Source organism: Ornithinibacillus bavariensis (assembly GCF_018333235.1).
Classification (GTDB): domain Bacteria; phylum Bacillota; class Bacilli; order Bacillales; family Amphibacillaceae; genus Ornithinibacillus; species Ornithinibacillus bavariensis.
In genome coordinates this window covers 291,991-311,216 of the sequence record NZ_BORP01000004.1, presented here as the reverse complement: position 1 = coordinate 311,216, position 19,226 = coordinate 291,991, and the positions used below count along the sequence as shown (strand labels likewise).

General features: G+C 35.5%; 16 protein-coding genes. 13 read left to right on the top strand and 3 right to left on the bottom strand.

What is annotated here, in order from left to right:
• The first annotated feature begins 5 nt into the window (after positions 1-5).
• Complete coding sequence (gene pyk, locus KI338_RS12175) at positions 6-1,766, top strand: pyruvate kinase (RefSeq protein ID WP_212921264.1); 1,761 nt, start codon at positions 6-8, stop codon at positions 1,764-1,766.
• A 58-nt stretch (positions 1,767-1,824) separates the two neighbouring features.
• Positions 1,825-2,214: an FxsA family protein gene (locus KI338_RS12170; protein ID WP_212921263.1), complete on the top strand. Its 390-nt coding sequence runs from the start codon at positions 1,825-1,827 to the stop codon at positions 2,212-2,214.
• Between the two features lie 3 nt (positions 2,215-2,217).
• Here KI338_RS12170 and ytvI read toward each other — a convergent pair whose 3' ends face one another.
• Positions 2,218-3,324 carry a sporulation integral membrane protein YtvI gene (ytvI, locus tag KI338_RS12165; RefSeq protein ID WP_212921262.1) on the bottom strand — a complete coding sequence of 369 codons (1,107 nt, stop codon included), beginning with the start codon at positions 3,322-3,324 and terminating at the stop codon, positions 2,218-2,220.
• A gap of 450 nt (positions 3,325-3,774) precedes the next feature.
• Between ytvI and citZ the strand changes: the two genes are divergently transcribed.
• The 10 genes from citZ (at position 3,775) to coaE (ending at position 15,565) form a co-directional block, all read left to right on the top strand.
• On the top strand, positions 3,775-4,890 hold the full coding sequence (citZ, locus tag KI338_RS12160) for a citrate synthase (RefSeq protein ID WP_212921261.1): 1,116 nt from the start codon (positions 3,775-3,777) through the stop codon (positions 4,888-4,890).
• 80 nt (positions 4,891-4,970) lie between these two features.
• Entirely contained in the window at positions 4,971-6,242 is a 1,272-nt protein-coding gene (icd, locus tag KI338_RS12155) for an NADP-dependent isocitrate dehydrogenase (RefSeq protein ID WP_212921260.1), read from the top strand.
• Between the two features lie 18 nt (positions 6,243-6,260).
• Positions 6,261-7,199 carry a malate dehydrogenase gene (mdh, locus tag KI338_RS12150; RefSeq protein WP_212921259.1) on the top strand — a complete coding sequence of 313 codons (939 nt, stop codon included), beginning with the start codon at positions 6,261-6,263 and terminating at the stop codon, positions 7,197-7,199.
• A 523-nt stretch (positions 7,200-7,722) separates the two neighbouring features.
• Positions 7,723-8,784 (top strand): ATP-binding cassette domain-containing protein, encoded by a 1,062-nt coding sequence (locus KI338_RS12145; RefSeq protein ID WP_306345314.1) that lies wholly within the window; start codon positions 7,723-7,725, stop codon positions 8,782-8,784.
• A 19-nt stretch (positions 8,785-8,803) separates the two neighbouring features.
• The gene (locus KI338_RS17900; protein ID WP_306345313.1) at positions 8,804-9,187 is read left to right on the top strand and encodes an ATP-binding cassette domain-containing protein; all 384 of its coding nucleotides are present in this window, start codon (positions 8,804-8,806) and stop codon (positions 9,185-9,187) included.
• 137 nt (positions 9,188-9,324) lie between these two features.
• A complete protein-coding gene (locus tag KI338_RS12140) occupies positions 9,325-10,017 on the top strand; it encodes a response regulator transcription factor (protein ID WP_212921258.1) in 693 nt (230 codons plus the stop codon).
• The gene (gene pnpS, locus KI338_RS12135; protein WP_244853579.1) at positions 10,014-11,375 is read left to right on the top strand and encodes a two-component system histidine kinase PnpS; all 1,362 of its coding nucleotides are present in this window, start codon (positions 10,014-10,016) and stop codon (positions 11,373-11,375) included. The genes KI338_RS12140 and pnpS overlap by 4 nt, the downstream gene beginning before the upstream one ends.
• A 101-nt stretch (positions 11,376-11,476) precedes the next feature.
• Positions 11,477-14,113: a DNA polymerase I gene (polA, locus tag KI338_RS12130; RefSeq protein ID WP_212921257.1), complete on the top strand. Its 2,637-nt coding sequence runs from the start codon at positions 11,477-11,479 to the stop codon at positions 14,111-14,113.
• 11 nt (positions 14,114-14,124) lie between these two features.
• Entirely contained in the window at positions 14,125-14,952 is an 828-nt protein-coding gene (gene mutM, locus KI338_RS12125; protein WP_212921256.1) for a DNA-formamidopyrimidine glycosylase, read from the top strand.
• A 13-nt stretch (positions 14,953-14,965) separates the two neighbouring features.
• Positions 14,966-15,565, top strand: a complete 600-nt coding sequence (gene coaE, locus KI338_RS12120; protein WP_212921255.1) for a dephospho-CoA kinase — start codon at positions 14,966-14,968, stop codon at positions 15,563-15,565.
• 282 nt (positions 15,566-15,847) lie between these two features.
• Here coaE and KI338_RS12115 read toward each other — a convergent pair whose 3' ends face one another.
• Entirely contained in the window at positions 15,848-16,291 is a 444-nt protein-coding gene (locus KI338_RS12115) for a GNAT family N-acetyltransferase (protein WP_212921254.1), read from the bottom strand.
• 328 nt (positions 16,292-16,619) lie between these two features.
• Positions 16,620-17,756: a phosphotransferase gene (locus tag KI338_RS12110; RefSeq protein ID WP_212921253.1), complete on the bottom strand. Its 1,137-nt coding sequence runs from the start codon at positions 17,754-17,756 to the stop codon at positions 16,620-16,622.
• 181 nt (positions 17,757-17,937) lie between these two features.
• On the opposite strand from KI338_RS12110, the gene KI338_RS12105 reads away from it, so the two are divergent.
• Entirely contained in the window at positions 17,938-18,969 is a 1,032-nt protein-coding gene (locus KI338_RS12105; RefSeq protein WP_212921252.1) for a glyceraldehyde-3-phosphate dehydrogenase, read from the top strand.
• Positions 18,970-19,226 lie beyond the last annotated feature (257 nt).

Below are 19,226 nucleotides of genomic sequence, written 5' to 3'. Positions count from 1 at the left end.
TTTTTATGAGAAGGACAAAAATTGTATGTACGATTGGACCAGCTTCAGAATCAGTTGAAACATTAGAAAATCTAATTAATGCGGGAATGAATGTAGCCCGACTTAATTTTTCGCATGGTGATTTTGAGGAGCATGGTGCACGTATCAGAAATATCCGTGAAGCAGCTAAAAATACAGGGAAGACTGTTGCGATTTTACTGGATACGAAGGGACCAGAAATAAGAACTGGGAACTTTAAGGATGGACAAGCTGAATTGATTCAAGGAAACACCGTTTATATTTCAATGAAGGAAGTGGAAGGAACAAAAGAGCGCTTCTCCATTACATATCCAGGATTAATTGACGATGTTCATGTTGGATCAAGAATACTACTTGACGATGGCTTAATAGAGCTTGAAGTGGTTGATATTGATAAAGGAAATGATGAACTAAAAACGGTAGCACTTAACTCGGGGTTAATTAAGAATAAAAAAGGAGTAAACGTTCCTAATGTTTCCGTTCAGTTACCAGGGATTACGGATAAGGACGCGAAGGATATCGAGTTCGGTATTGAGCAGGACATTGACTTTATTGCTGCTTCCTTTGTTCGCAGACCATCAGATATTTTGGAGATTAGAGAGTTATTGGAAAAACATAATGCAAACCATATCCAAATAATCCCTAAGATTGAAAACCAAGAGGGTGTAGATAATATCGATAGTATTTTAGAGGTTAGTGATGGTTTAATGGTTGCTCGTGGTGACCTAGGTGTAGAAATCCCTGCTGAGGATGTTCCACTTGTCCAAAAACAACTAATCCGAAAATGCAATACAGTAGGTAAGCCAGTAATTACTGCAACACAAATGCTTGATTCGATGCAACGGAATCCTCGTCCTACAAGGGCAGAGGCTTCAGATGTTGCAAATGCGATATTTGACGGAACAGATGCGATTATGCTATCTGGTGAAACTGCAGCTGGTAATTATCCTGTTGAATCGGTAAAAACAATGCATAATATTGCAGTTAAGGCAGAAACAGCACTGAACCATGAAGCAATTCTTAAAAACCGTAGTCAATCAGTTGATATGACAATTACTGATGCAATTAGTCAATCCGTTACTCATACAGCAATGAATTTATCTGCTAGTGCAATAGTGACTCCAACGGAAAGTGGACATACTGCTCGTATGATAGCAAAATATCGCCCTAAGGCACCTATTGTTGCAGTTACTTATAGTGAACAAGTGAATCGTCATCTCTCCCTAGTATGGGGTGTTCATGCCGTGTCTGGTGGAAGAGCTGCTTCAACAGACGAGATGCTTGATGTCGCGATTGAAAAAGGACTTGAAACAAATCTTTTAAAACGTGGGGACAGAGTGGTCATTACAGCTGGTGTTCCAGTAGGAGAAGCAGGTACAACGAATTTAATGAAGGTGCATATCATTGGAGATGTGATTGCCAAGGGACAAGGTATCGGTAAGAAAAGTACCTATGGCCGTGCTGTAATTGTTAAAAATGCAAACGAAGCACTTGAAAAAGTAAAGCAAGGCGATATCATTGTTACTTATGGTACCGACCGTGATATGATGCCTGCCATTGAATTGGCTAGCGGACTTATTACAACAGAAGGTGGACTAACTTCACATGCTGCAGTGGTTGGATTAAGCTTAGGTATTCCAGTCATTGTAGGTGTGAGTAATGCATTCGAACAAATAAATGATGGTGAAGATATCACGATTGATGGAACAAAAGGCGACATCTATAAAGGACATGCAGGAGTTCTATAGAGAATGGAAGAAGGGATGATTCCCTTCTTTTTCCTATATCAAAGGGGAGGGGATATTGGTGAGAGGATTCTTATTAGTATTTCTACTTTTAGGTGCAGCTGAAATTGGGGTTTTTGTATGGGCAGGCGGATTAATAGGACCATGGTGGGTTGTAGGATTAATCTTGCTTACTGGATTAGCAGGTATTACCTTGGCAAAAAAAGAAGGAGTCGAAACCTGGTATCGGGCACAACGAGCTATTAATAACGGCCAAGTCCCAACTCGTGAAATTATAGATGGGATTTGTATCTTTGTTGGTGGAGTATTCCTTTTATCTCCAGGGTTTATAACGGATATAATGGGCTTTATATTAGTTTTACCTTGGACAAGAAGAGTAGTGAAGCCATTCTTACTAATTCTCTTTAAAAAGCTATTAGATAAGAAGACAATAACATTCCGTCGCTTCTAATGGTTAGCCTTTAATGAAATGGAAGAGCTTGAGAAATATTCCTGATTGAAATAAGACATAAGCGATAATAAGGATGAATGGGGCAGCAATGACCCCAATGATTCCCCAGACTTGGATGGTTATAAATAGGATTATGAGACTTAGGAGTGGGTTAATACCTATGCTTGTCGCTAATATTTTAGGTTCGATTACTTGCCTCGTAATAATCACAATCATATATAGAACACTAATCGCAATTGAAAACGAATAATTACCGGTAATAAAAGTAAATAGTATCCATGGAATGAAAATTATTCCCGTTCCAACTAGTGGTAGCAGGTCCACTAATGCAGCAAAAAGAGCAATTGTTAAAGCATGTTGAACTTTTAAAAGCATCAACCCTAGTAGAATTAGAATAGCTGTTATTAGTATTAGGATGAGCTGTGCCTTTAAATATCCAGAGAAAGCCTTTTTTACCCCTTGCTGAAAATCTATAAAAAAGTAATGAATTTTTTTAGGTAAAAGGTTTATTAATTTTTTTGTTAGATTGTTCCAGTCATTTATGATCATAAATGTTGCTAACCATACTACAATAAATATGGTTAGTAATCCTGGTATAAAACCTACAATTTCAGGAATCTGCAATAGAGATGACTGAAGGAAGTTTGTTCCATTGTCAGCTAAGTTTGTTACAAACTTTTCGATGTTTTCTTGTATGGTAGCCTGATGAGATGGATCTAATGATTGAAAGTAGGATGTAATAGACTGATAAAAAGGAAAAATATGATCTTCTAATATGCTCTCTACAAATTCTAGTAGAGAAGTAAAATAGATTGGCATTCTTTCTAATAAATAAGTAGTTCCTTGGATAACTTCTGTAATAATTAGGATTAGAAGTCCAGTACATATAAGGAATATAGTAGAAATAACAATTAAAGTAGCTAGAGATCTAGGAATCCTCCATTTTGCTTCTATCGATGTAACAAACGGGTTTAATATTGCCGCAAGAAAAAAAGCTACAATAAAGGGAAAGATATAGTTGATTGACAGCTTTAAGGTGAAATAAGAAAGAACTAAAATAATCACGACTAATATTCCTCTAAGTAACCGTTCCAATATTTGCTTGTACAATTTTTTCAGACCCCATTTGAATTAAATTACTAATAACTAATAAACTATATGAAAGAAAATAGGAGATTATTATTGAAGTCCTTCATAAGAAATCAAAGTCTTTTTCATTTCTAAAGAAAACTAACATGTTGACTTCGTAAGAATATAAATATGAGCTCCTCGTAAAGGCTACACGAATTAACCTTTGAAAGGATTTCACGTCGAAAATATAATTTGGCTATGTCAATAAATAAGTAAATGCAAGGATAGAAATATTTATTTACTATAAAGATTCCGATAATAAAAATTATGGGAATTCAAACGGTTTCATTTCACTTTAATAGGAGAATCCTTTATAATTAGGTTGGGGATGACAATATCCGATGAATATAATAGGAAATTGTCGTAATAATATAACATTATTTTCAACTTTATTGTTAGAACATTATAGAAAAAGGAGAGGGTTTTAACATGACAGCAACGAAAGGTCTTGAAGGGGTTGTTGCAACTCAATCATCCATTAGTTCTATTATTGATGACCAGCTTACCTATGTTGGATATAGAATTGATGATTTAGCTGAGAAATCAAGCTTTGAGGAAGTAGTATATTTACTATGGAATTTAAAATTACCGACTCAAGCTGAGCTACAAGCATTTAAACAAGAGCTAGCAAATAACATGGAAGTTCCTGAGCAGGTTATCGAACAATTACGTTCATATGATTTGTCTAAGGTTCATCCTATGGCTGCCTTAAGAACATCTATTTCTTTACTTGGTCTTTATGATGATGAGGCTGATGTAATGACGGAGGAAGCTAACCATCGTAAAGCGATTCGCATTCAAGCTAAAATCTCTACTATTATTGCTGCGTTTTCCCGTATTAGACAAGGAAAAGAACCAATTAAACCTTTAAAAGACCTTAGCTATGCGGAAAACTTCCTTTATATGCTAAATGGAGAAAAGCCTAATGCGATTGAAGTAGAAGCCATCGATAAAGCATTAGTACTACATGCCGATCATGAGCTAAATGCCTCTACTTTTACTGCTAGAGTATGTGTAGCAACACTTTCCGACATGTATTCAGGAATAGTTGCTGCTCTCGGTGCATTAAAAGGACCACTTCATGGTGGAGCGAATGAGCAGGTTATGAAGATGCTTACAGAAATAGGTACTGAAGAAAATGCACTGCCTTACATTAAAGAAAAACTAGCGAACAAAGAAAAAATTATGGGTATGGGACACCGTGTGTATCGTAATGGTGATCCTAGAGCAAAGCATCTTCAGAAGATGTCGAAAGAATTAACTACTTTAACTGGACAAGAGAAATGGTATAATATGTCTGTAAAAATTGAGGATTACATTAAGAAAGAGAAAGGCCTACCAGCAAATGTAGACTTTTATTCAGCTTCGGTATATCATAGCCTAGGAATTGATCATGACTTATTTACACCAATTTTTGCTATGAGCCGAGTTTCAGGTTGGATTGCTCATATCCTAGAGCAATATTCGAATAACCGCCTAATTCGTCCTCGTGCAGAATACGTTGGACCAACAACGCAACAATACATTCCAATTGAAAATCGTTAATATTAAGAGAAGTTCGTTCTAATAGCCGGTTCTTCCGGCTATTATTATGATAAGCTATAAGTATTTAGGAGGAGAAAATTATGGCACAAGGTGAAAAAATCGTTGTTGAAAATGGTAAACTAAATGTACCAAATAACCCAATTATTCCTTTCATTGAGGGGGATGGAACTGGTCCAGATATTTGGGCAGCAGCAAGCCGTGTATTAGAAGCAGCTGTTGAGAAGGCATATAACGGAACGAAAAAAATTGAATGGTTAGAGGTATATGCTGGTCAAAAGGCGTTTGATAAAACTGGTGAATGGTTACCACAAGATACATTAGATAAAATTGATGAATATAAAATTGCAATCAAAGGTCCTCTTACAACACCAATTGGTGGGGGAATTCGTTCTCTTAACGTAGCACTACGTCAAGAACTAGATCTATTTACTTGCCTACGTCCAGTTCGTTATTTTGAAGGAGTTCCATCGCCAGTAAAACGTCCAGAGGATGTTGATATGGTTATCTTCCGTGAAAACACAGAGGATATCTATGCTGGTATTGAATGGCAAAAAGGCTCTGATGAAGTGAAAAAGGTAATTAACTTCCTTCAAAATGAGATGGGAGTACATAAAATTCGTTTCCCAGAAACTTCTGGTATTGGTATTAAACCAGTTTCAGAAGAAGGAACTAAGCGTCTTGTTCGTTCTGCTATTCAGTATGCAATTAACGAAGGCCGTAAGAGTGTTACTTTAGTTCATAAAGGTAACATTATGAAATTTACAGAAGGTGCATTTAAAGGCTGGGGCTATGAAGTTGCAGAAGCAGAGTTTGGTGATAAAGTATTCACATGGGCAGAATATGACCGTATCGCTGAAAAAGATGGTAAGGATGCTGCTAACAAAGCTCAGGATGAAGCTGTAAAAGCAGGGAAAATTATTGTTAAAGATTCTATTGCAGATATTTTCCTACAACAAATCCTTACTCGTCCAACAGAATTTGACGTTGTAGCTACTATGAACTTAAACGGAGATTATATCTCTGATGCCTTAGCTGCGCAGGTTGGTGGAATTGGTATTGCTCCAGGAGCAAATATTAATTACAATACTGGTCATGCTATTTTTGAAGCTACCCATGGAACAGCTCCAAAATACGCTGGCTTAGATAAAGTAAACCCTTCTTCCGTAATTCTATCAGGGGTATTAATGCTTGAGCATCTTGGATGGAGAGAAGCAGCTGATTTAATTACGAAAGCAATGGATAAGACAATCGCTTCTAAAGTCGTAACTTATGACTTTGCTCGTTTAATGGATGGTGCAACTGAAGTGAAATGTTCTGAGTTTGGTACTGAATTAATTAAGAACATGGACTAATCCAAAAGGAGGAAACCAATGGGAAACAAGCGCAACAAGATTTCAGTCATTGGATCTGGTTTTACGGGGGCAACGACAGCTTTAATGCTTGCTCAAAAGGAGCTAGGAGATATTATATTAGTGGATATTCCAAGTATGGAAGATCCAACTAAAGGAAAAGCGTTAGATATGCTAGAAGCAAGTCCAGTACAAGGCTTCGATGCTAACATTATTGGAACTTCAAATTATGAAGAAACAAAGGATTCAGATTTGGTTATCATTACAGCAGGCATCGCTAGAAAACCTGGCATGAGTCGAGATGATTTAGTCAATACAAATGCCAAAATCATGAAGTCCGTAACGAAAGAAATTGTAACGTATTCTCCAAATACTATTATTGTCGTTTTAACAAATCCTGTTGATGCTATGACATATACAGTCTATAAAGAATCTGGATTCCCGAAAGAACGTGTTATTGGTCAATCAGGAGTTTTAGATACGGCTCGTTTCCGAACTTTTATTGCACAAGAGTTAAATATATCTGTTAAGGATATAACCGGGTTTGTATTAGGTGGCCATGGTGATGATATGGTGCCACTCATTCGGTACTCTTATGCTGGTGGTATTCCTTTAGAAAAAATAATAGCAAAAGAACGCTTAGATGAGATTGTTGCTCGAACTAGAACCGGTGGGGGAGAAATTGTTAGCCTACTAGGAAACGGTAGCGCGTATTACGCTCCTGCCGCTTCACTGACGGTAATGGCAGAGGCAATATTAAAAGATCAGCGCCGTATCCTACCTGCTATAGCTTATCTTGAAGGTGAGTATGGTTACCAGAATATCTACCTTGGAGTACCAACAATTCTTGGCGCAAATGGTATTGAAAAAATTATCGAGTTAGAATTAACAGATGACGAAAAAACAGCTCTTGATAAATCAGCTGATTCTGTTAAGAATGTTTTAAAGGTCCTAGAATAAATAATGATGCTTCATCCTTTCAATTATGAGGATGAAGCTTTTTTGTAGGCTGTATTATAGAGTTTTTTTGAGATAAGACCTTGTGCCGTCAGAGAATCTGACATATATTGAGTATTTTTAACAGAAAAAACCAAGAAAAGTGAAATATCCCTTTCTAACTATGTACAAGCCTTAAGTATAATACTAATCTAATATTTGCAGACAGTGCTACTACCTATTGACAATCGAGCTTACATTATATACTATACCTTTAATAATAATGTTAGGAGGGTTGTTAATCGTGAGACTACGTTTTCCTACTTTGAACTCGTAATTTTATACGTTCAAAGACCTGTCTGTGAGACAAGGTAACGGGAATAGTCTGTTCACTTTTAACAAACTCTAAAATAGTTCTTGAAAAAAGGTTAAAGGAAGGCGTCATTCTTAGCGCTTTCTTTTTTTCTTATAGCTATAAAGCTAATATCTTATTGATACTATATCCTCAGCCTTCTCACAGATTCAATAAACTGTAGGAGGTTTTTTTATGGATAATATTGTATTCCTAATGGAGGATGTCAGCTTATCATTTCGTGATAAGGAGATACTAAACATTGATCACTTAGCTGTCCATCAGTTTAACCGAATTGGAATTGTTGGAAGGAACGGAGTGGGGAAAAGTACTTTACTAAAATTATTGGCAGGCACCATTCAACCTAATAAAGGATGTGTAAAGCGGTTTGTTAAACATGCATATTTCTCTCAGTTAGAAATACCGAATAAGTTGGTAGAATCAGTGGATGCTACTTTACTTTCAAAGCTTCACATTAGTAATCTAAATAAAAATTATAGTGGGGGAGAGCAGACAAAATTAAAACTTTCCCACTTATTTACTGGTTACCATGAAGCACTATTAATCGATGAACCTACTACACATTTAGACCAAGAAGGAATTACCTTCCTTACGGAACAGCTTAGAAATTATTATGGTGCAATGGTAATTGTCAGCCACGACAGAAGTCTTCTAGATAACTTGGTTACGACAATTTGGGAGATTGCTGATGGTACAGTCAAGGTCTATTCCGGAAATTATTCATCATATGCATCACAAAAAGTAAAGGAGAAGGAACAAAAAATTCATGAACAAAAAATTTATGAAAAAGAACGAAGTAGGTTAGAAACAGCAGTCCAAGATAAAATGGTAAGGGCTCAAAAAATGATGAGAACAGATAAAAAAACACAGAAAAAGGAAAAGCCAAGTCGACTAGGTAAAACTAAATCGAAAGGTACTAGTCAAAAGAATATGTATCGTGCAGCAAAATCTATTGCAAATAGAATAGAAAAGCTTCATCCAGTTGAACCGTTGAGAGGAGAAAAAAGGATTTCTTTTCCATTATCCAAAGCATTGGAACTGAACAATAAATACCCTATTATTGCAGAGAAACTTAGTCTAAGTAGAGGAAAGAAACACCTACTAAATAATGTCAGTTTCCAATTTCCATTAGGAAAGAGAATTGCAATTACTGGCCCAAATGGTGCTGGTAAAAGTTCCTTGCTACAACATATAGCAAAAAAAAGGGGATGGACTTATTCTATCTCCGAAAGCTAGGATTGGCTTTTTTCAGCAAATGAGTTATCGTGAGAAAAGTGATGAAACGGTACTATCATTTATAAAACAACATACTAATCATAAAGAGGGCTTTGTAAGAAGTGTTCTCCATAACATGCTGTTTTCAGAAATGGATATAACAAAGAAAATTAGCTCACTAAGTGGTGGGGAAATAATCCGATTACAGCTTTGTCAATTGTTTCTTGGTGATTACAATATTTTGTTATTAGATGAACCAACTAATTTTTTGGATATTCCTACCATGACTGCACTAGAGATGTATTGTCAAGGATATGAAGGAATGATTATTTTTACGTCGCATGACAAATCATTCGTTCAAGGGATTGCTGATATACAATATGAAATTAACCCAATCGCACATACGATACGAAAAATTAATTAAAAGCAAACAATTTCAAACAATTATAAAGTTTTCTTTACAAATAGGCTCTTTGATTTTCTTTCCCAAGCATTCATTGTAAGATAAATATATATATATAAAGCTTTTCCTATTAAAAATAGAAATGGGGAATGGATTGCATGAATGAAAAGGTTTTGATTGTTGATGACGAGGCATCAATTGTAACGTTATTAAAATTCAATTTAGAGAAGGCTGGTTTTGTTACGGATGTTGCCTATGATGGTTTAGAGGCAATTCGAAAAACCGATAAAAACAATTATGATTTTATCATTCTGGATTTAATGCTCCCTGAAATGGATGGAATTGAAGTATGTAAGCAATTAAGAAGAAATAAAATAGATACACCAGTTTTAATGCTAACAGCTCGGGATGAAGAGTTTGATAAAATACTTGGTTTAGAAATTGGGGCGGATGATTATTTAACAAAACCATTTAGTCCAAAGGAAGTAATTGCACGTATCAAAGCAATTTTAAGAAGGACCACTACTTCTAGTATTAATCCAACCACTCGTATAAAAATTGGCGACTTAATTATCTATCCGGAACGTTATGAAGCGGAGAAGGATGAAGAAGTCCTTGCTTTTACTCGTAAAGAGTTTGAATTACTGTATTATCTTGCTAAGAATAAGGATCGAGTTTTATCACGGGACCAGTTATTAAGTGCAGTTTGGGATTATGACTTTGTTGGGGATACTCGAATTGTTGATGTTCATGTTAGTCATTTACGTGAGAAAATTGAACCCAATACGAAAAAGCCGATTTATATTAAGACGATTCGTGGACTTGGTTATAAAATGGAGGATCCGACGTGAAGTTCACTACGATAAAACCATTTCTAAACTTAGTAATCATTGTAATGATTACCTTAATTGTAACTGGAATCGTTTTAAGCCAATTTACGAATAATCTGTTTGTCCTGTTGCTTGTTTTGCTGACCGAATTTGTAGTTTTTATGTCCTTGCTTCATTACATTTATGATAAATACATTAAACCAATTGAGAAAGCAACAGTAACTTTAGATGAACTAGTAAAAGGGAACTTTCGAGCCAGAATGCATCATCCAGTGAGTGGAAGTATGGCATCTTTGCTGATGAAAATTAATTCACTTGCAAGAAGTCTTAGTGAAATCTCCATTCATGAAAAGATAGTTGCAGAACAATTAACTACAGTAATTGAAAATATTCAGAGTGGGCTAGTGTTGATCGATGAAAAAGGATATATACACCTAGTCAACAAGAAGTTTTTATCCATTTTTGGGAAGCTGGAGAAGGATTATATTGGATATTTATATTATGATGTAATGGAGCAGGAGAAACTTCACAAAACAATCCAGCAAACCTTTTTATATGAAGAGAATGTAAAGGATTTTGTTACGCTTGATGCTGAGGTAAAACAGTATTTTGAAATAGTTTCAGCACCTATATTTGATGAGCGTAATATTATAAAAGGTGTTGTACTAGTCTTGTATGATATTTCTGATTTGAAGCAACTTGAAGTAATGCGTAAGGATTTTGTAGCAAATGTTTCTCATGAGCTGAAAACCCCAATAACTTCTATTCGAGGATTTTCCGAAACGCTATTAGATGATGATTTAAAAGATAAGGAAATAGCGAGACAATTTCTAGGTATTATTAATGAAGAGAGTAGACGGCTACAATCATTAATACAGGATTTATTAACGTTGTCAAAGTTGGAAAATGAAGATTCCAAACTGGAGCTTACTTTGGTAAATACCCGAAAGCTGATAGATGATGTTATCCCAGTTTTAAAACAGCAGGCTGATCAAAAAGGTATTCAACTAATCATTGACAATGACTCTGAAATAGATTTTCTTGCAGATTTAAATGGAATTAAGCAGGTTATGATTAATCTAGTCGCAAATGCGATAAACTATACACCCAAGGATGGAAGAGTCACGTTAAACGTTAAGGAAGAACAGGATTTTATCCATCTATGCGTGAAGGATACAGGAATCGGCATTCCAAAGGAAGAGCTACCTAGAATTTTTGAACGCTTTTATCGGGTAGATAAAGCTCGAAGCCGTAATACAGGTGGTACTGGCCTTGGGCTTGCAATTGTGAAGCATATTGTCGAGCTGCATAAGGGAATGATTGAAGTAGAGAGTGAATTAAATACTGGAACTACTTTTCATCTATATTTTCCAAAATGAGAAGCATTCCGCTTTAGGGATGCTTCTAAATTTTTTTACCTATCGAAATAGTAATGGTAGAATAGATGCAAGTAGACTTGTCGTGTAAGGAGGAATAACAATTGGCGGAAAAATTAGTACTAATTGATGGTAACAGTATTACATACCGTGCGTTTTTTGCTCTTCCACTATTAAACAATGATAGGGGAGTATATACAAATGCAGTGTATGGATTTACAACAATGCTCTTACGTATTTTAGAGGAGCAAAAGCCGACACATATTTTAGTAGCATTTGATGCTGGGAAGACAACATTTAGACATAGCACGTTTAAGGAGTATAAAGGTGGACGCCAAAAGACACCACCAGAGTTGTCTGAACAGTTTCCACTAGTAAGAGAATTACTTAACGCATTTCAAATTCGTCATTATGAGCTAGACCAATATGAGGCTGATGATATTATTGGTACATTAGCTATACAAGCGAAAGAAAAGAAGTGGGATGTTCAGGTTATTTCCGGTGATAAGGATATGTTACAACTTGTATCCGAGCATGTAACCGTTAATGTTACGAAAAAGGGTATAAGTGAAGTTGAAGCATATACTCCAGAATATATGGTTGAAAAGATGGAGTTAACACCAGATCAAATTATCGATTTAAAGGCGCTAATGGGTGATAGCTCAGACAATATTCCTGGAGTACCTGGAGTTGGAGAAAAGACTGCCACAAAGCTACTAAAAGAGTATAAAACATTAGAAAATGTTTATGATCATTTAGATGAAATAAGTGGCAAGAAATTAAAAGAAAACTTAACCAATCATAAAGAAGATGCATTTATGAGTAAAGAACTTGCAACGATTAATTGTGTGTCTCCAGTTGAGATACAATTAGAAGATCTCCAATATGATGGTTTTGCTCCTCAGGATTTGACTAGCATCTTTAAGGATTTAGGCTTCCAATCCCTACTTGATAGAGTTGGCTCAGATGTAGCCATAGAGGAATCAACGAATGAGTTTGAAGCAATAGATTTCCAAATAGTAGACAAGGTTCAAGAAGATATGTTTACTGGTGAAGAAGCATTAATTGTTGAAATATTAACGGATAGTTATCATACTGCACCTATTGAGGGAATAGGAGTAGTGAATAGCAAACATGCATATTTTATTCCTACAGATATTGCACTTCAATCAGAAGCTTTTAAAACTTGGGCAGAAGACGAAAAGCAAAGAAAAATTGTCTTTGATGCAAAACAGTCGTTAGTTTCTCTTTGGAAAAAGGGAATTCATTTGAAAGGCATGACCTTTGATGTATTGCTCGCGTCTTATTTACTAGATCCTTCTGAGAATAATCATGATATTCCAGCAATTGGACATCGTATAGGATTAAAGACGGTTCTATATGATGAAGAAGTATATGGTAAGGGAGCAAAAATGAAAGTACCAGACCAAGAGGTGCTAGCTGACCATATCGTACGGAAAACCATGCTTTTGTTCACACTAAAAGAGAAAATGGAAGAAGAGCTACGAGCAAATGAACAGTTTGAATTATTAAAAGAACTAGAAATGCCATTAGCACTTATTTTAGGAGAGATGGAGCATACAGGTGTTATACTCGATGTGGAACGTATCGAGCAAATGAGTACGGAACTAAAAGAGCGGTTAGGCGAAATTGAAAAAGAGATATATGAACTTGCTGGAGAAACCTTTAATTTAAATTCTCCTAAGCAGTTAGGTCCAATCTTATTTGAAAAATTGGGCTTGCCGGTAGTTAAGAAAACAAAAACAGGCTATTCGACTGCTGCAGATGTTTTAGAGCAACTGCAACATGAGCATGAGATTATCCCCAAAATTCTATTGTATCGTCAATTAGGAAAACTTCAGTCAACCTATATTGAAGGTTTATTAAAGGTTGTAGACAAAAAGACAAGCAAAATTCATACTCGCTATAATCAAGCATTAACACAAACAGGTAGATTGAGCTCAATCGATCCAAATTTACAAAACATTCCAATCCGAATAGAAGAGGGAAGAAAGATTAGACAAGCTTTTGTTCCTTCTCAGGAAGGCTGGATTATGTTTGCTGCAGATTACTCGCAAATTGAATTACGAGTGTTAGCCCATATAGCAAATGATGAAAAATTAATTGCTGCGTTTAAAAAGGGACAAGATATTCATACGCAAACAGCTATGGACGTTTTCCATGTATCTGAAGACGAAGTCACCTCGAATATGAGAAGACAGGCGAAAGCAGTTAATTTTGGAATTGTTTATGGTATTAGTGATTTCGGTCTTTCGCAAAATCTAGGCATTACCCGTAAGGAAGCTAAGCAATTTATCGAGCGCTATTTTGCTAGTTATCCTGGTGTTAAGGCCTATATGGATGATATCGTTCAGGAAGCCAAGCATAAAGGTTATGTCACGACATTAATGAATAGAAGAAGATATTTACCTGATATCACGAGCAGAAACTTTAATCTTCGTAGTTTTGCAGAAAGAACAGCGATGAACACGCCAATTCAAGGAACAGCTGCTGATATCATTAAGAAGGCTATGATTGACTTACATGAAAAACTCATCGATGAAAAGATGCAAGCTAGAATGCTGCTTCAGGTTCATGACGAATTAATCTTAGAGGCTCCAAAGGAAGAACTAGAGAAACTGAAAGAAATTGTTCCGGCCATGATGGAGCAAACCGTTGAGCTACTTGTACCATTAAAGGCAGAATATGCTTATGGCGATAGTTGGTATGATGCAAAGTAAGGAGAATTAACATGCCAGAATTACCAGAAGTAGAAACAATACGTAGAACATTAAAGCGATTTGTATTAAATCGAACCATTGACCAGGTATCCGTTTATTGGGGGAAAATTGTTAAAAAACCAGAGGATACAGAACAATTTAAGCATCTTTTAATCGGACAGACGATTCATGATATTAAACGAAAAGGAAAATATCTCTTATTTGAATTGGATGATTATACGTTAATTTCACATCTGCGAATGGAAGGAAAATATAGTGTTCATTACAAGGATGAACCGATAAAAAAACATACCCATGTCATTTTTTCTTTTACGACTGAAGAGGAATTACGCTATAACGATGTCCGGAAATTCGGTACGATGCATCTAGTAAATAAGGGAGAAGAACTTATTCAAGAGCCCTTAAAGAAGCTAGGACCTGACCCATTTGATAAGGATTTCACACTGGATTACTTTTACAAAAAGCTTAAAAATACAAACCGTTCCATTAAAGCAGTGTTATTAGATCAGACTGTGGTTGCAGGTCTTGGAAATATATATGTAGATGAAACCTTGTTTAAAGCCGGGGTACATCCTCTTAAACAAGCAAATAAGCTTAAGAAAAAAGAGGTCCAAGAAATACAAAAACAAGCGATCGCAACGCTTGAAGAAGCAGTAAGGCAGGGAGGAACTACCATTCGATCCTATGTTAATGGCCAGGGTGAGATGGGGATGTTTCAGCAGGAGCTATATGTATATGGTCAAGAAAATAAAGCATGTAAAAATTGCGGAGCTCCTATTACAAAAATGAAAGTGGGTGGACGTGGTACCCATGTCTGCCTTCAGTGTCAGAAGTTGTAAAGGAGAGACTAGCATGACCTTAGTAATTGGATTAACAGGAAGTATTGCAAGTGGAAAAAGTACGGTTTCCACTATGTTTAAAGAGCTTCATATTCCAGTAATTGATGCGGACAAGATATCACGTGAAGTCGTTGAACCTGGTGAATTTGCCTATCAAGAGATTGTAAAGGAATTTGGTGAAACAATTCTATTGGAGGATCAGTCGATTGATCGTAAGAAACTTGGTTCCATTATTTTTACAGATGAGGGGAAGCGTAAGAAATTAAATGGGATCGTTCACCCTGCTATACGGAAGCGGATGCTTGAAGAGAAGGAAGCTTATACTAAGGAATTGGAGAAATGTGTAGTGATGGATATTCCATTGTTGTTTGAAAGCAAGCTAACCCATTTTGTAGAGAAAATTGTGGTCGTCTATGTCGATGAAAACACGCAGCTTGAACGATTAATGAGTAGAGATGGCTCTAGTGAGAAAGAGGCATTGCAACGAATTCGTTCACAAATCCCTGTTCGTGAAAAAATAGAACTTGCTGATGCAGTAATTAATAATAATGGTACGAAGGAAGATAGTTTTGGGCAGCTAAAGGACATCTTAAGGAAGTGGAATGTTCTATGATCAAGTAGTGTTTATTGATTTTTAGAAGATCGAGAAAACTGCCAGAATAGTTCACTACTACATTAATTAATAAAAGAGGGAGTGTAAACGAAAACTGTGATATGCACAGATTATCTTACACTCCCTTTTAGTATGGTTGAACTATAATTGCTAATGTCGATTTTCTATTTTGTTGAAGTTTTTTCTATTGAACTCTTTTATTGACTATAGCACGAATTTAGTTGGTAGATAAGAAAGTTGCTAGATCCTTTACTAGAGTGACAATGGCTTTCTTTGATAATCTTAAACAGTATATTTAAAGATGAGTTCTCCATTCGGGTCTTTTTCATTAATATATTCAAATCCTAAGCTTTCGTATAAATGTTGAGCTGCTCTATTTTCCTCGATGATACTCAAATAGATAACGTTTACCCCATACTCCATTGACACAATATCAATGAGCTTGATCATTGCAATTCTACCTAAGCCTTTACCCTGGTATTTTTCATCGATCATTATTCGATCAATCCAAGTATCTTTATTAGGACCAAAGGAACCGTACATCGCAAAGCCAACAATTTCCTTATCGTAATATATTGCGACTGGATGCCATTCTTGGTATGTTTGAGCTTCTTTCAAACATTCATCGACAGTTTCAATAAATTTTTCTTGTCCGGGTTTTAATTTTATACTTCTAACAATCCGTTCATTAGAGCTATCAATATCTCTAAAGGAAATTCTATCCATATATTGAACGATGCCTCCTAAACATTATCTCTACAAACTTTTTCCATTACTTCATTGCTTGACAATAACTATCTTATCATTATCTTTCATGTAGGTGTATAGAATCAGAATTGAAAATTATAATCAAGGAATTTGATATCAGTTATATGCCACCTTAATAGCAACACGAATTTCAAAAGTAAGATTAATAAGAAAGAGATTATTTAATTACATATACCGTCCCCCAAAAAAGTAACGATATATTTTGGGGGACACTACCTTTGTAGTTCTTTCTAATTTTTATATTGTTGCTTTTAGCTTTACTTGCTTTAAACCAACCAAACCGTAGTTATTTTTGATATAAAAAGTTACGCATAATCTCATTTAACCGATTGGCTACCCATTCAATATCGTAGCCCACAAATTCGCGAATTACTGTGTTATATAACTCTTCTAATCCTATCCGAAGCATATAGCAATATACAATTTCTCTTGTTTCGAACGTTGTAATATATTTATTTGTTATTTCTTTGATAAGTGGTTGAAGCTTCTTCTCATTCCAAAATAGAATATTTGCTTTATCGTATAAATGGTCCCCATATAAGGATAAACTCCAATCAATAATACCTGTGACCTTATTATTCTTAGCCAATAAGTTAAATGAGCCTAAATCACCGTGAACAATATTTCTTGAGCTGATAGGAATGTTTTTTATATGAGATTTTAACTCTTTCATTGCCTGATGAACTACTTCAGAATCCAATCCTTTTTGTTCTAAGGATGACCAGTTATAAATGTCGTTGTTGTATACAGCACCAATAAAATTTAACCAGGTCGGGTAAGAAGCGTTGCCATTACTATCAAAATAGCCATATCCCTGTTTATCCACAGGCACCTCAATGGATTCCAAAGTTTCTAATGTTTCTAAAACAGCAGGAACGATGTCGAGAAGCTCTTGGCTATTGAGGTCATATAATTTTTCGCCTTCTATAAATGTTGAGATAGAATAAGCAATTCCATTATCGTCCTGATTAATTTCTAATACATTCCGAACAGGTAACCACTTCATAAGTTCCTTCCCAATAAATTGTTCTTTCTTATAACTTTCATGTTGATTTCCTACTTGAAAAATAAAGTGTTGTTTTCCGTCTTCAAACAAATAAGTTTGCGAAACTAGGCCACCATTTAGTTCTTTCATATTTATAGCGGTCGGGTAATGCTTTTTTAATAAAGCAGTAATTTCATCTAATGTTAATCTCTTATTCATGACAAACTCTCCTTTAAAATGGATTTTTCCTAACAACAATTCGTCTAAGGAGAGATTATAGATTTGGCTAAGTGAAATGATGGAGTCAATATCAGGATAATTTTTTCCGACCTCCCAATTGGATAATGTTTGCCGGGTAATATTCATTTTCTCGGCAACTTGTTCCTGTGTAAATCCAGCTTTTTTTCTTCTTAGTTTTAACTTTTCGCCAATATACATGATCATCCACTCCTTAAATAAATTTTCTCAAGATATACAGGAAAAATCTAGCAAGGATTTCTTGCTTTCATTCGAAATATTTCATCTGATTTTAACTATTTAATGATTACTTTTAAAGTTAATTATGTTATACTTTATCTAAAATATTGATAATTAGTATAACATATTGGGAGGAGTATCGATGAATAAAACACGTATTGCCATCAGTGGCTTTGGGAGAATAGGAAGAATGGTTTTTAGGCAAGCGGTGACAGATCCAACGTTAGACGTTGTAGCTGTTAATGCGAGCTATCCTCCAGAAACTTTAGCACATCTTATTAAGTATGATAGTGTACACGGCATTTTTAATGGAAAAGTGAAAGCGCTTAAAAATGGACTTGAAATTAATGGTAAACAAATTGAACTTGTTAATTCTAGAGAGCCGGATAAACTACCCTGGAGTAACTTAGATATTGATGTGGTGATTGATGCTACAGGTAAATTTAAATCAAAAACTGATGCAGGATTACATCTAGTTGCAGGAGCTAAAAAAGTTGTCATTACAGCACCTGGTAAACAAGTAGATAAAACTATTGTAATGGGAGTAAATCATCATTCGTATGATGAGGATCAAGACGATGTCATATCGAATGCATCATGTACTACAAATTGTTTAGCACCAGTTGTAAAAGTTTTAGATGACAATTTTAACATTGTGAATGGTTTAATGACTACAGTTCACGCTTTTACGAATGACCAAAAGAATCTAGATAATCCACATAAAGATTTACGAAGGGCAAGGGGATGTACGCAATCCATTATTCCAACCTCTACAGGTGCAGCCAAAGCATTAGGGGAAGTGCTCCCACATTTAAATGGTAAAATGCATGGTATGGCTTTACGTGTACCAACTCCAAACGTCTCTTTGGTCGATCTGGTAGTTGATGTAGAAGAACCAGTTACAGCTGAAATAGTCAATCAAGTGTTCCGGACAGCTGCTAAAAGTGAATTAAAGGGGATCATGGAGTTTAGTGATGAACCTTTGGTTTCGATAGATTTTACAACCTCACCATATTCAGCTATTATTGACGGATTGTCCACAATGGTAATGGGGGATAATAAAATTAAAGTGCTAGCATGGTATGATAATGAGTGGGGTTATTCTGCTAGAGTTGTAGACCTTGTGAAATATGTTGGTAGTTTTTTAGTGAATAAGAAAGTTTCTGTTTCATGATTATAGATTACTGCTGGAAAAAAGAGTTAGGTGGCTACTTTGTGCCTAACTCTTTTTTTATTGTACTTTGTTAAGGGAAGAAATGGTAAATAATTTTTAAAATCGGACATATACGCTTGACCTAAGGTACGAAGGTCTCACAAATTAGTACATGCTAACAGTCCCTGAGTACTTGTTTATCATTATTGAGAGCATGCTCTTAGCCTATAACCATATTTTCATTAATCAACCCTATGCTTTCACTAGACATATCCATC